This is a genomic window from Streptomyces aquilus, from assembly GCF_003955715.1.
Taxonomy (GTDB): Bacteria; Actinomycetota; Actinomycetes; order Streptomycetales; family Streptomycetaceae; genus Streptomyces; species Streptomyces aquilus.
In genome coordinates, this window is record NZ_CP034463.1 from 5,993,550 (window position 1) to 6,006,311 (window position 12,762).

At 71.2% G+C, this 12,762-nt stretch carries 13 protein-coding genes; 11 read left to right on the forward strand and 2 right to left on the reverse strand.

All coding sequences use genetic code 11. The features are described from left to right. Positions 1–17: 17 nt before the first annotated feature. From EJC51_RS27580 to ilvD, 4 genes are all read left to right on the forward strand, one after another. Complete coding sequence (locus tag EJC51_RS27580) at positions 18–950, forward strand: Ppx/GppA family phosphatase (RefSeq protein WP_126273547.1); 933 nt, start codon at positions 18–20, stop codon at positions 948–950. Positions 951–1,027: 77 nt separating this feature from the next. Beyond that, entirely contained in the window at positions 1,028–1,855 is an 828-nt protein-coding gene (locus EJC51_RS27585) for a sugar phosphate isomerase/epimerase family protein (protein WP_126273548.1), read from the forward strand. Further along, positions 1,852–2,460, forward strand: a complete 609-nt coding sequence (locus tag EJC51_RS27590) for a TetR/AcrR family transcriptional regulator (protein ID WP_126273549.1) — start codon at positions 1,852–1,854, stop codon at positions 2,458–2,460. Before EJC51_RS27585 ends, EJC51_RS27590 begins: the two co-directional genes overlap by 4 nt. Positions 2,461–2,570: 110 nt before the next feature. Then, the gene (ilvD, locus tag EJC51_RS27595) at positions 2,571–4,424 is read left to right on the forward strand and encodes a dihydroxy-acid dehydratase (RefSeq protein ID WP_126273550.1); all 1,854 of its coding nucleotides are present in this window, start codon (positions 2,571–2,573) and stop codon (positions 4,422–4,424) included. A gap of 76 nt (positions 4,425–4,500) precedes the next feature. Here the strand turns inward: ilvD and EJC51_RS27600 are convergent, their stop codons facing one another. Continuing rightward, on the reverse strand, positions 4,501–6,591 hold the full coding sequence (locus EJC51_RS27600; protein WP_126273551.1) for a serine/threonine-protein kinase: 2,091 nt from the start codon (positions 6,589–6,591) through the stop codon (positions 4,501–4,503). 182 nt (positions 6,592–6,773) lie between these two features. Here EJC51_RS27600 and EJC51_RS27605 point away from each other — a divergent pair, with 182 nt between their 5' ends. From EJC51_RS27605 to EJC51_RS27625, 5 genes are all read left to right on the forward strand, one after another. After that, positions 6,774–7,085 carry an SH3 domain-containing protein gene (locus EJC51_RS27605; RefSeq protein WP_126273552.1) on the forward strand — a complete coding sequence of 104 codons (312 nt, stop codon included), beginning with the start codon at positions 6,774–6,776 and terminating at the stop codon, positions 7,083–7,085. Between the two features lie 151 nt (positions 7,086–7,236). Next, positions 7,237–7,578 carry an SH3 domain-containing protein gene (locus EJC51_RS27610; protein ID WP_126273553.1) on the forward strand — a complete coding sequence of 114 codons (342 nt, stop codon included), beginning with the start codon at positions 7,237–7,239 and terminating at the stop codon, positions 7,576–7,578. Between the two features lie 27 nt (positions 7,579–7,605). Beyond that, positions 7,606–7,938, forward strand: coding sequence for a hypothetical protein (locus EJC51_RS27615; RefSeq protein ID WP_166682909.1), 333 nt, complete (start codon positions 7,606–7,608; stop codon positions 7,936–7,938). A gap of 43 nt (positions 7,939–7,981) precedes the next feature. Next, positions 7,982–8,485, forward strand: a complete 504-nt coding sequence (locus EJC51_RS27620; RefSeq protein ID WP_126273554.1) for an EamA/RhaT family transporter — start codon at positions 7,982–7,984, stop codon at positions 8,483–8,485. Between the two features lie 74 nt (positions 8,486–8,559). After that, on the forward strand, positions 8,560–9,327 hold the full coding sequence (locus EJC51_RS27625; protein WP_126273555.1) for a class I SAM-dependent methyltransferase: 768 nt from the start codon (positions 8,560–8,562) through the stop codon (positions 9,325–9,327). Here the strand turns inward: EJC51_RS27625 and EJC51_RS27630 are convergent. Continuing rightward, a complete protein-coding gene (locus EJC51_RS27630; RefSeq protein WP_126273556.1) occupies positions 9,291–10,733 on the reverse strand; it encodes a SulP family inorganic anion transporter in 1,443 nt (480 codons plus the stop codon). The two genes, EJC51_RS27625 and EJC51_RS27630, sit on opposite strands and share 37 nt — an antisense overlap. Positions 10,734–11,025: 292 nt before the next feature. On the opposite strand from EJC51_RS27630, the gene EJC51_RS27635 reads away from it, so the two are divergent. Together EJC51_RS27635 and EJC51_RS27640 are read left to right on the forward strand one after the other, a co-directional pair. Then, positions 11,026–11,850 (forward strand): ABC transporter ATP-binding protein, encoded by an 825-nt coding sequence (locus EJC51_RS27635; protein WP_425276847.1) that lies wholly within the window; start codon positions 11,026–11,028, stop codon positions 11,848–11,850. Continuing rightward, positions 11,847–12,635, forward strand: coding sequence for an ABC transporter permease (locus EJC51_RS27640; protein ID WP_126273558.1), 789 nt, complete (start codon positions 11,847–11,849; stop codon positions 12,633–12,635). The genes EJC51_RS27635 and EJC51_RS27640 overlap by 4 nt, the downstream gene beginning before the upstream one ends. The last annotated feature ends 127 nt before the right edge of the window (positions 12,636–12,762 follow it).

A 12,762-nucleotide genomic window follows, 5' to 3' on the forward strand; every position in this document is an offset into this window, starting at 1 on the left:
GCAGTAGCGTTCCGTACATGAGACTCGGTGTCCTCGACGTGGGATCGAACACGGTGCATCTCCTGGTGGTGGATGCACACCCTGGCGCGCGCCCGCTGCCCGCGCACTCGCACAAGGTGGAGCTGCGCCTCGCCCAACTCCTCGACGAGGCCGGGGCCGTCAGCCCCGAAGGGGTCGACAAACTCATCGCGGTCGTCCGCGAGGCCCTCCAGGCCGCCGAGGACAAGGGCGTCGAGGACCTCCTGCCGTTTGCCACCTCCGCCGTGCGGGAGGCCAGCAACGCCGACGACGTCCTCGCGCGCGTGCAGGCCGAGACCGGCGTCGAGCTCCAGGTCCTCACCGGCGCCGAAGAGGCCCGCCTCACCTTCCTCGCGGCCCGCCGCTGGTTCGGCTGGTCGGCCGGGAAGCTGCTCGTCCTCGACATCGGCGGCGGCAGCCTGGAGATCGCGTACGGCATCGACGAGGAGCCCGACGCGGCCGTCTCGCTGCCGCTCGGCGCGGGCCGCCTCACCGCCGGCTGGCTGCCGGGCGACCCGCCGGACCCGGAGGCGATAAGGGCCCTACGACGCCACGTCCGCGCCCAGATCGCCCGCACGGTCGGCGAGTTCACCCGCTTCGGCGCCCCCGACCACGTCGTCGCCACCTCCAAGACCTTCAAGCAGCTGGCCCGTCTGGCCGGCGCCGCCCGCTCCGCCGAGGGCCTCTACGTCCAGCGCGAGCTGAAGCGGGAGTCCCTGGAGGCGTGGGTACCGCAGCTGGCGGGGATGACGGTGGCACAGCGGTCCGAACTCCCGGGAGTCTCGGAGGGCCGGGCCGGCCAGCTGCTCGCGGGGGCGTTGGTGGCGGAGGGCGCGATGGACCTGTTCGGGGTGGAGAAGCTGGAGATCTGTCCGTGGGCGCTGCGAGAAGGCGTGATCCTACGGCGACTTGATCACATGGGCTCGGTGTGACGCCCGCCCGTGGCAAACCCCACAACGGCGAATAGGCACCCCGCATCCACCCGACCGAACCCTTTAGGCTGACCCACGTGGCAGAACCAGTCGTACGGATCCCGGACGCGAAGGTGGCGCTCTCCACGGCCTCCGTGTACCCGGAGTCCACGGCGACGGCCTTCGAGATCGCCGCACGCCTCGGCTACGACGGCGTCGAGGTCATGGTGTGGACCGACCCCGTCAGCCAGGACATGGAAGCCCTGCGCAGACTGAGCGACTACCACCAGATCCCGATCCTCGCCGTGCACGCCCCCTGCCTGCTCATCACGCAGCGCGTGTGGTCGACGGACCCCTGGGTCAAGCTCCAGCGCGCCCAGGCCGCCGCCGAGAAGCTCGGCGCGAGCACCGTCGTCGTCCATCCCCCGTTCCGCTGGCAGCGCCAGTACGCCCGCGACTTCGTCGAGGGCATCTGGCGGATGGCGAACGAGACGGACGTACGGTTCGCCGTCGAGAACATGTACCCGTGGCGCTACCGCGACCGCGAGATGCTCGCGTACGCCCCCGACTGGGACGTCACCAAAGAGGACTACCGGCACTTCACGATCGACCTCAGCCATTCCGCGACGGCCCGCGTCGACGCGATGGAGATGGTCGACCGCATGGGCGACCGCCTCGGCCACGTCCACCTCGCCGACGGCCGCGGCTCCGCGAAGGACGAGCACCTCGTCCCGGGGCGCGGCAACCAGCCCTGCGCCGAGCTGCTGGAACGTCTCGCCCTGAGCGGCTTCGACGGCCATGTCGTCATCGAGGTCAACACCCGGCGCGCGATGTCCAGCGCCGAACGTGAAGCCGACCTCGCGGAGGCGCTGGCGTACACCCGGCTGCATCTGGCGTCGGCCGTGAAGGCGCAGAGGCTGCCGTGACCGACGGCGTCACCGCGCGCAAGCGGGGCCGGCCTCCTCGTACGGAATCGGCCGACACCCGCGACCGCATCCTGGCCGCCGCCCGCGAGGAGTTCTCCGAGCGGGGGTACGAGAAGACGTCGGTGCGCGGCATCGCGAAGGCCGCCGGCGTCGACTCGGCCCTGGTCCACCACTACTTCGGCACCAAGGAGCAGGTCTTCGAGGCGGCCGTGGAGGTGGCCTTCGCGCCGGCGCTGGTCGTGCGGGACACGGTGCTGGAAGGGTCGGTGGAGGACGTCGGCGAGCGGATGACCCGGATGATCTTCGGGCTCTGGGAGAACCCGGTGACCCGGGCGCCGCTGCTCGCGATCGTCCGCTCGGCGGTGAACAACGAGGCCGCGGCCAGCGTCTTCCGCCGCCTCGTCTCCGCACAGCTGCTGCGCCGGATCGCCGGGGAGCTCGACGCCCCGGACGCGGAACTGCGCGCCGAGCTGGCGGCCGCGCAGCTGGTCGGGATCGCGATGCTGCGGTACGTGATCAAGGTGGAGCCGCTGGCGTCGGCGGATGTGGAGCAGATCATCGCGCGGGTGGCGCCGGTGGTGCAGGGGCATCTGACCGGGGCGTGAGTACCGGGTGAGCTGAGACGGTCGTCCCGCATTCCGGACATCGTGTCCGCCCCCTGGATGACCGGCGTACGCTCGATAACAGCCACAACTGTCAGAAGGAGCGAGCGACGATGCCCGAGCTGAGGTCCCGCACAGTCACCCACGGCCGCAACATGGCGGGCGCCCGCGCCCTTATGCGCGCCTCCGGTGTACCCGGCGCGGACATCGGCCGCAAGCCGATCATCGCCGTCGCGAACTCCTTCACCGAGTTCGTGCCGGGCCACACCCACCTCCAGCCGGTCGGCCGGATCGTCTCCGAGGCGATCCGCGAGGCCGGCGGCATCCCGCGCGAGTTCAACACGATCGCCGTCGACGACGGCATCGCGATGGGCCACGGCGGCATGCTGTACTCCCTCCCGTCCCGCGACCTGATCGCGGACTCGGTCGAGTACATGGTCGAGGCCCACTGCGCCGACGCGCTGATCTGCATCTCCAACTGCGACAAGATCACGCCGGGCATGCTCAACGCGGCCCTGCGGCTGAACATCCCGACGGTCTTCGTCTCCGGCGGCCCGATGGAGTCCGGCCGCGCCACCCTCGTGGACGGCACGGTCCGCACGCTCGACCTGGTCGACGCGATCTCCGACGCCGTGAACGACAAGATCTCGGACGAGGACATCCTCCGTATCGAGGAGAACGCCTGCCCGACCTGCGGCTCCTGTTCCGGCATGTTCACCGCCAACTCGATGAACTGCCTGACGGAGGCCATCGGCCTCTCGCTCCCCGGCAACGGCTCGGTCCTGGCCACGCACACGGCCCGCCGCCGCCTGTACGAGGACGCGGCCCGCACGGTCATGGACATCACCCGGCGCTACTACGAGCAGGACGACGAGACGGTCCTGCCGCGCTCGATCGCCTCCTTCGCGGCCTTCGAGAACGCGATGGCGCTCGACATCGCGATGGGCGGCTCGACCAACACGATCCTGCACCTGCTGGCCGCCGCCCAGGAGGCGGAGGTCCCCTTCGGCCTCGCCGAGATCGACGCGGTCTCGCGCCGGGTGCCCTGCCTGGCGAAGGTCGCGCCGAACGTCGCGAAGAACCGCACGTACTACATGGAGGACGTGCACCGCGCGGGCGGCATCCCGGCCCTCCTCGGCGAACTGCACCGCGCGGGTCTGCTCAACGAGGACGTCCACTCGGTCCACAGCCCGTCGCTCGCGGACTGGCTGAAGACGTGGGACGTCCGCGGCGGCTCCCCGTCGGCGGACGCGGTGGAACTGTGGCACGCGGCCCCCGGCTGCGTCCGCTCCGCCGAGGCCTTCTCCCAGTCGGAGCGCTGGGAGGCCCTGGACGAGGACGCGGAGGGCGGCTGCATCCGGTCCGCCGAGCACGCGTACTCCAAGGACGGTGGCCTGGCGGTCCTCAAGGGCAACCTGGCGGTCGACGGCTGCGTCGTGAAGACGGCCGGCGTCGACGAGTCCATCTGGACGTTCGAGGGCCCCGCGGTCGTCTGCGAGTCCCAGGAAGAGGCCGTCCAGAAGATCCTCCTGAAGGAGATCAAGGAGGGCGACGTGGTGGTCATCCGCTACGAGGGCCCCAAGGGCGGCCCGGGCATGCAGGAGATGCTCTACCCGACCTCGTACCTGAAGGGCCGCGGCCTCGGCAAGGCCTGCGCGCTCGTCACCGACGGCCGCTTCTCCGGCGGCACCTCGGGTCTGTCGATCGGCCACGCCTCCCCGGAGGCCGCCGCGGGCGGCACGATCGCCCTCGTCGAGGACGGCGACCGCATCCGCATCGACATCCCGGGCCGCACGATCGACCTCCTGGTCGACGACGCGGAACTGGCCCGCCGCGAGCAGGCGCTGGGCGGGGCGTACGTCCCCAAGAACCGCGAGCGCAAGGTCTCCGCCGCGCTGAAGGCGTACGCCGCGATGGCGACGAGCGCGGACAAGGGCGCGGTGCGGGACGTGTCGAAGCTGGGCTGAACCTACTGACCCACGGGGCCGCCTCCTGCTCGGGGGCGGCCCTTTCCGCTGCTACCAGGCGGCGGGGTCACGCGAGCTACCAGGCGGCGGGGTCACGCGCGTCGACGGCGAAGACGGTGCCGTCGGGGGCGGTGGCGTAGAGGTGGCCGTGGGCGAGCAAGGGGCCGGGCAGAGCGCCGGCGACCCGGCCCGAGGCAGCGTCCAGGCGTACCGGGGTCTGCCCGACGAGGCGGCCGTTGTGAGCGTCCACGGCCAGCAGCCGGCCGTCGGCGGCGACGAAGAACACATGGGTGCCGTCGGAGACGGGAACAGAGCCTCTGCTCACGGCCGTCTCGAGGTGCCACAGCCGCTTGCGCGCCGCCATGTCCACGGCATCGAGCGAGCCGCCCGAGCCGAGGAGGTAGACGACGTTTCCGTGGACGGCCGCCAGGGCGTCGGCGCGCGGCACCGGGAGCGCCGTCCGGCGCGTCGACTTGGTGGACGGCGTGTAGCGGACGACGGCGTCCGTGTCGTCGTAGACCTTGTCGGTGGCGAGGAAGAAAAGGGATCCGCCCTGCACACCGATCAGCGTCAGTTTCCCGTCCAGCCGTGCGTCCCAGCGCACTGATCCGGTGGCCGGGTCCACGGCCGTGACCCGGGTCTTCGACGCGTCGACCGAGGGGTTCGTCGCGTACGCCAGTGGATCTCCGGCGAAGGAGGCGAAGGACGGCAGAGGGTGCCCCGGAATCCGTCGGCTCCACCTCGGGTCGCCCGTCGACGCGTCCACCGCGCTGACGGTCCCGTCGAGGCCGGTGAGGAGGATCGTGCCCCCGGCGGCCTGCATCGCGTTGTGCGCGGGCATCTTTCGCTGCCATCGGGCCTTGCCCGAGGTGGGGTCCAGCGCTTCCAGACGCCGGCCCTCGTCCGTCATCGGCTGCACGAGCCCGGCTGCCAGGACCGGCGGCCTGGTCACGCTCGGCGTGTCCATCGGGTGCCGCCAGAGCACGCTGCCGTCGGACGGGTCGAGGCCGAAGACCGCGCCAGGGCGAGCGCAGAACAACTGCTGTCTTCCGTACGAGCATTGAGCGGCGCCCGCTCCGTCGGGCACCGGATTCGCTTCCCAGCCGGTGAACCGGGAGGCGGAGACCGAGGGTGTGTCGCCACCCTCCGGTGTTGTGCCGCTGCCGCCGAGCAGCCGGACCGAGGTAAGGACTCCGGCCACGACGAGTACGCATGCTGCGGCGGCGATGGCCGTCTTCCGGCCAGGGCGTCTCCGAGGCCGGGACCGCGGCGGTGCGGACTCGGATCTCGGCGCGTCCCCGGACCGTTGGGCCGGTATGAAGGCCTGCGTGTCGTACGAGGCCGCGACCGACCGCAGCGCACGCATCAACTCGTCGGGAGTGGGCCGGTCCTCGGGCTCCTTGGCCAGGCAGCGCAGTACCAGCGGCGCGAGGTTCTCCGGTACTCCGGTCAGGTCCGGCTCGTCGTGTACGACCTGGTAGGCGACGACATACGGACTGTCGGAGTCGAACGGCCCGCGTCCGGTCGCCGCGTGCACCATCACGGACCCGAGCGCGAAGACGTCGGCTGCGGGCCCCACCTCTCGGGGTCGCCGGAACTGCTCGGGCGCCATGAAGGGCGGAGTGCCGATCAGTTTCCCGGTCTCGGTGCGCAGTTCGCTGTCCTTTGGCCGGGAAATGCCGAAGTCGATGACCTTCGGACCGTCGTCGGCGAGCAGCACGTTGCTCGGTTTGAGGTCACGGTGCACCACGCCGACACGGTGGATGTCCCGCAGCGCCTCCGCCAGCCCGGCCATCAGGCGGCGCAACTGGGCCGGGTCCATGGGACCGTTCCGCTTCACATGGTCGGACAGCGTCGGGCCAGGGATGAACAGGGTGGCCATCCAAGGCCGTTCGGCCTCCGGATCGGCATCCACGACGGACGCGGTGAACGCCCCGCTCACCCTCCGGGCGGCGGCCACCTCCTGCCGGAACCGTCCCCTGAACTCGGGGTCCTTCGCGAACTCGGCGTGCACGATCTTCACCGCGAGCTTCATCCCCGAGGTGCTCCGCGCGAGATGCACGACACCCATCCCGCCGGACCCGAGGCAGGACTCCAGACGGTAGTGACCGGCGTACTCCGGAAGTTCCGCTTCCGCGCCCGCTCCGGTATTGCGCTGTGGCGCCATGGGACCACCCCCGTGCTGTTCGTCCGCGCGCGCGACGCACGGAGCCTAGTCGATGACTCGTACGAGACAGAGGCGGCTTGCTAGTCTCCCTGCGCGAGTTGCGCACATCTGTTTGATGGCGTGATTCGGGGGAATCAACGGGGCCCCATGGCAGTCATGGGGTTCAACGGGGGAGGTTTTTCATGTCTGTCGACCGTGTGGAAGAGGCTGAGGGCGTCCAGGAGATCGAGACCCTGTCGGCGTCGGTCCGCTACTACTCCATCGCGCCGGGTGTCCGTCTCAACGTCCGCAGCGGCCCCGGCACCCAATTCAGCATCGTGCGGGTCCTGACCGAGGGCTCCAAGGTGCCGATCTACTGCCAGGCGCCGGGGACGACGGTGACGGGTCCGTACGGCACGTCGAACATCTGGGACAACATCAGCTACGGCCAGTACGTCTCGGACGCCTACGTCCAGACCGGCAGCGACGGCTATGTCGCGGACCGCTGCGGCTGACCCGCGACGCCCGAGCCTCACGGCACATCCGCCACCTGGAACCACGTCCACGACGACGAGTTGGTCCCGAACGCGTACGTGAACATCGCGGAGGCGGCCCGGTCCGCCTCCGCTGCACATTCCGAACCCGGCTCTCGTCCAAGGGACTCCGATGAAGACCTGGAACCGCAGATCCGTCCTGCTCGCCGGCGCCACCGGCGCCTTCATCACGGTGAGCGCCGCCGCCACCGCCGACGCGGCCGTGCGCTACTACCCGGTCGCCCCGGGGTACCGGCTGAACGTCCGCAGTGGCCCCGGCACCAGCTATCCCATCGTCAGAGTCCTCGCCGAAGGCGCCCAGGTCGCGATCCTCTGCCAGACGCCGGGGACGACGGTGACGGGTCCGTACGGCACGTCGAACATCTGGGACTGCATCTACAGCGGTGAGTACGTGTCGGACACCTACGTGCAGACGGGCAGCGACGGGTACATCCGCCCCCGCTGCGCACTCTGATCACCAGGAAGGTCCAAAGAAACCCTCATGACATTGCTGAAGCGCAGCTCCCTCCTGCTGGCAAGCACCGCCGCCGCGTTCCTCACCGTGCTCGGCGCCGCCTCCCAGGCCTCCGCCGCGGGCTACCCGGTGGTCGGCACCTCGGACGTGAACGCCCGGAGCGGCCCGGGAACCAGCTACCAGATCATCAAGACCTACAAGCCGGGCCAGAACCTCACGCTCGTCTGCCAGACGCCGGGCGAGACCATCACCGGCCCGCTCGGCACCTCGAACATCTGGGACAAGACCGCCGACGGCGTCTATGTCTCGGACACCTATGTGAAGACGGGCAGCGACGGCTATGTGACCCGGCGCTGCTGAGCCCCCGCGGAGCCCGCGCCCGCCCCGGAGCCATAATCGACGCGTGAGCGACGACAACGGCACCCAGGAAACCCCCGCGGGCTCCGCGCCCGGCCCCCGGCCGGAACCCATCCGGTTCTTCGGCACGACCTGGGTCGACCACGCCAACGGCTACACGGTCCGCCGTGTCGGCGCGGCCGTCGGCTCCCTCGCCGCCGCCGTCGCCTCCTGCCTGGTCCTGCGCTTCGCATACGAGGGCCTCGCGATCGCGGACATCGGCAGCTTCGTCACCCTCCTCATGGTCGTGATGTTCGCGATCTGCAGCGCCCTCGCCTTCCGGCACACCTGGGACGGCTTCACCAAGCGCCCTGACCCCGACCGCCAGGCCTCCCTGCGCGGCCTGCTCGCCATCGGCTTCGTCGGCTCGCTCCTCGCCTACTTCTTCCGCTCCCTCACCGAGGCCCCCGGCGAGAAGCTCCACCGCGAGGAGTACGAGGCCGCCCTCAAGCAGTACGAGAAGCGCACCACCCGCCGCTCCGGCAACCCGAAGAAGCGCCGCCGCTCCTGAGCACCCGCGGCCACCGCACTCCCTCTCACCGAAAACTCACTGCACCCTGCATCCACCTCCGCCACCATGGCGGTATGACGACGGCCTCCTCGCACAGCGCCCGTGCCCAGTCCTTCAACGCTGCCGCTGCCCAGTACGCGGCGAACCGCCCGTCCTACCCGCCCGCCCTCTTCGACGCCGTCGAGGACCTCGCGGGCCGGCCCCTCACCGGCGCCCGCGTCGCGGACGTCGGCGCCGGCACCGGGATCGCCACCGCCCTGCTGCACGCCCGCGGCGCGGACGTGCTCGCGGTCGAACCCGGCGAGGGTATGGCCGCCCAGTTCCGTCGCAGCAACCCCGGCATCCCGATCGTGCGGGGCGACGGCAACACCCTTCCCCTGGCGGACGCCTCCGTCGACCTCCTCACCTACGCCCAGGCCTGGCACTGGACCGACCCCGCCCTGGCCGTCCCGGAGGCCCTCCGGGTGCTGCGGCCGGGCGGCGCGCTCGCGCTGTGGTGGAACACCGACGCCCTCGATGTGCCATGGCTCGCCGACGCCGCGCGACGGATGGGGCGCCACTTCGCCGTGGACGTCCCCGCCGAGCAGCGGAACGTCAACCCCCGGCTCATCGACCCCTCCGGCCGCCTCGACTTCAGTGAGCGCGTGGTCCGCTGGAGCCGCCGCGTCCCCGTCGACACCCACCTCGCCAACCTTGGCAGCCACTCGATCTTCCTGGTCGCCGAGGAGGAACACACCGCGGCCTTCCTCGCCGAGGAGCGCCGGCATCTGCTTCAGGTCTTCCCGGACGGAATCGCCGAGGTCACCTATGACGTGAAGCTGCTGGTCGCCCGCAACGCCTGACCCCGCCCGGCGGCCCACCCCTCCAGGGCCGCCGCGCACGCATGGTCCAGATGCCGCAGCCCGCCCAACTCCAGCCGCACCTCCCGGTCGCGCGGCAACGCCTCCAACGCGTCCAGCAGCTTGGGCAGCCGCAGGAACGTCGCATGCCCCAGCACCCGGACGACGAGCCCCGCCTCACCGCGGTCCTCGGTCTCCACATGCACATGGCTGGCATCCCACGCGGTCTTCGCCACCGCCAGCGCCAACCCCACCAACACCCCCTCGAACAAGTTCCCCACGACGATCGCCGTCGCCGTCACCACCAGCACGACCACCTCCCCGCGATGCCCGCGCCACAACACCCGCACCCCCCGCACCGGCACGAGCTTGCACCCGGCGTGCACCAGCAGCGCGGCCAGCGCCGCCACCGGAATCACCCCGAGCACCCCGGGCACGACGACCGTGAACAGCAGCAGCCACACCCCGTGCAGCACCCGGGAGGCCTTGGTCTCGGCACCCGCCTGAACATTCGCCGCGCTCCGCACGATCACCGCGGTCATCGGCAACGCCCCGAGCACCCCGCACACCGTGTTGCCCGCGCCCTGCGCGATCAGCTCACGGTCGTAGTCCGTACGCCGCCCGTCATGCAGCCGGTCCACCGCCGCCGCGCTGAACAGGGACTCCGCCGACGCGATCAACGCGAACGCCACGACCGTCCCCAGCACGCCCACTTCCGTCAGCCGCCCGACATCCGCGGCCTCCGGCAGCCGTACGGCATCCAGCAGCCCGCGCACTTCGACCCGCCGCACCTCCAGGCCGAACACCCCGGTCACCGCCGCCGCGAGGCCGACCGCGACCAGCGGCGCGGGCACCAGGCGAGCCCCGCGCTTCCATCGCGGCCACAGCAGCAGTACGGCAATGGTGGCACCCCCCACTGACAACGCCACCGGGTCCAGCAACGACGGCAACGACACCAGCCCGGTGAGCTTCCCCAACCCGCCGCCCGGCGCGGTCACATCGCCCAGCGCGTACACCTGACCGGCGACCAGGACGAGCCCGATCCCGGCGAGCATCCCCTGCACGACCGCCACGGACACGGCCCTGAACCACCGCCCGAGCCGCAGCACCCCGAGCCCGAGCTGCACCAGCCCGGCCCCGAACACCAGCACCCCGAGCGCCCCGACCCCGTACCGGTGCACGGCCTCGTAGACCAGCACCGTGAGCCCCGCCGCCGGCCCGCTCACCTGGAGGCTGCTGCCCGGCAGCGCCCCGGCGACCAGCCCGCCGACGATCCCGGTCACCAGCCCCAACTCGGCAGGCACACCGGAGGCGATGGCGACTCCCACACACAGCGGCAGCGCCACGAGAAACACGACGAGGGAAGCGAACAGATCGGCCTTGCGTACGCGAGCGCGCAGTACACGCATGACAGGAGCACCTCCGGTTACGAAGCCATGGGAGCCACGGGAGATGCGTGGGCGTGCCGCGTCGGGGGAGTACGCGGCACTGAAACCCATTGTCGGGAGCGGGAGTTGATCGCGCAGCCCGTTCCGCTGAGCCACCGGGGGCTCCGGAGGCGCAGGAACCGGACGACCCGCCTCCGATCACTCCACCACGCGCCTGCGCCACCGAACCTGCCGTCACGCGCCCGCGCCACCGGTCATCCCGCAGGCGCGCCGCTTGACGGGTGCTGGGCGCGAGAGCATTATTCATCGCATGATGAATTATCTGTCCGGCTCACCCACCGAACCCGGCCCACCCAACGAGCCCGGCTCAGCCGACACCCCCGCCGTCCACGCCGCAGGCCTCACCGTCATCCGCGGCCCCCGCACCGTCCTGCGCGGCCTCGACTTCACCGTCCCCCGCGGCCAGATCACCGGACTGCTCGGCCCCTCCGGCTGCGGCAAATCCACCCTCATGCGCTCCGTCGTCGGCACCCAGGCCAAGGTCACCGGCACCCTCGACGTCCTCGGCCGCCCCGCCGGACACCCCACCCTGCGCACCCGCATCGGCTACGTCACCCAAGCCCCCTCCGTCTACGACGACCTGACCGTCCGCCAGAACCTCGACTACTTCGCCGCGATCCTCGCCCCCGGCCACGCCGCCTCCGAACGCCGCCACTCCGACGTCACCCGAGTCATCGAGGACGTCGACCTCACCAGCCACGCCGACTCCCTCGCCGGCAACCTCTCCGGCGGCCAGCGCAGCCGCGTCTCCCTGGCCGTGGCCCTCCTCGGCACACCCGAACTCCTCGTCCTGGACGAACCGACCGTCGGCCTGGACCCCGTCCTGCGCCGCGACCTGTGGAACCTCTTCCACGACATCACCGCCCAACGCGGCGCCACCCTCCTCATCTCCTCCCACGTCATGGACGAGGCCGAGCGCTGCCACCGCCTCCTCCTCATGCGCGAGGGCGAGATCCTCGCCGACGACACCCCGGACGCCCTGCGCACCCGCACCGGCTCCGAGACCGTCGAAGACGCATTCCTGCACCTCGTGGACGAGGCCGTCGCGGCCGGACGCAACAAGGAGACGACCCGATGAGCACCACGACCACCACCCCGCCGATCGCCCCGGCCCCGATCAGCCCCCTCAACGCCTCCCGCACCCTCGCCACCGCCGCCCGCGTCCTGCGCCAGCTCCGCCACGACCCACGCTCGATCGCGCTGATGATCCTGGTGCCCTGCGTGATGCTGTTCCTGCTGCGCTACGTCTTCGACGGCAGCCCGCAGACCTTCGACAACATCGGCGCCTCCCTCCTCGGGATCTTCCCGCTGATCACGATGTTCCTGGTCACCTCCATCGCCACCCTCCGCGAACGCACCTCCGGCACCCTCGAACGCCTCCTCGCCATGCCGCTGGGCAAAGGCGACCTCATCGCCGGCTACGCCCTCGCCTTCGGCACCCTCGCGATCATCCAGTCCACCCTCGCCACCGCCCTCGCCCTCTGGGGCCTCGGCCTCGACGTCACCGGCAGCCCCTGGCTGCTGCTCCTGGTGGCCCTGCTCGACGCCCTCCTCGGCACCGCCCTCGGCCTGTTCGTCTCGGCCTTCGCCTCCTCCGAGTTCCAGGCCGTCCAGTTCATGCCGGCCGTGATCTTCCCCCAGCTCCTCCTCTGCGGCCTGTTCACGCCCCGCGACAACATGCACCCCGTCCTGGAGGCCATCTCCGACGTCCTCCCCATGTCCTACGCCGTCGACGGCATGAACGAGGTCCTCAAGCACACCGACATGACCGCCACCTTCGTCCGCGACATCCTGATCGTGGCCGGCTGCGCCCTCCTGGTCCTGGCCCTCGGAGCCGCGACCCTCAGGCGCAGGACCCAGTAGCCGCACGGGCGCCCACGCCCCGCCCAGCCGTCCGCCCGGACGTCCCGCCCACCGGACAACCGAGCCGCACCCCGACCCCCGGTGCGAGGATGAACCCCGGACGACGCAACCCCCGGAGGGCACCCGC

Coding starts and splice junctions, on each gene's coding strand:
- EJC51_RS27580 (WP_126273547.1), top strand. CDS start 18: ATGAGACTCGGTGTCCTCGACGTGGGATCGAACACGGTGCATCTCCTG.
- ilvD (WP_126273550.1), top strand. CDS start 2,571: ATGCCCGAGCTGAGGTCCCGCACAGTCACCCACGGCCGCAACATGGCG.
- EJC51_RS27600 (WP_126273551.1), bottom strand. CDS start 6,591: ATGGCGCCACAGCGCAATACCGGAGCGGGCGCGGAAGCGGAACTTCCG.
- EJC51_RS27605 (WP_126273552.1), top strand. CDS start 6,774: ATGTCTGTCGACCGTGTGGAAGAGGCTGAGGGCGTCCAGGAGATCGAG.
- EJC51_RS27610 (WP_126273553.1), top strand. CDS start 7,237: ATGAAGACCTGGAACCGCAGATCCGTCCTGCTCGCCGGCGCCACCGGC.
- EJC51_RS27615 (WP_166682909.1), top strand. CDS start 7,606: ATGACATTGCTGAAGCGCAGCTCCCTCCTGCTGGCAAGCACCGCCGCC.
- EJC51_RS27625 (WP_126273555.1), top strand. CDS start 8,560: ATGACGACGGCCTCCTCGCACAGCGCCCGTGCCCAGTCCTTCAACGCT.
- EJC51_RS27630 (WP_126273556.1), bottom strand. CDS start 10,733: ATGCGTGTACTGCGCGCTCGCGTACGCAAGGCCGATCTGTTCGCTTCC.
- EJC51_RS27635 (WP_425276847.1), top strand. CDS start 11,026: ATGAATTATCTGTCCGGCTCACCCACCGAACCCGGCCCACCCAACGAG.
- EJC51_RS27640 (WP_126273558.1), top strand. CDS start 11,847: ATGAGCACCACGACCACCACCCCGCCGATCGCCCCGGCCCCGATCAGC.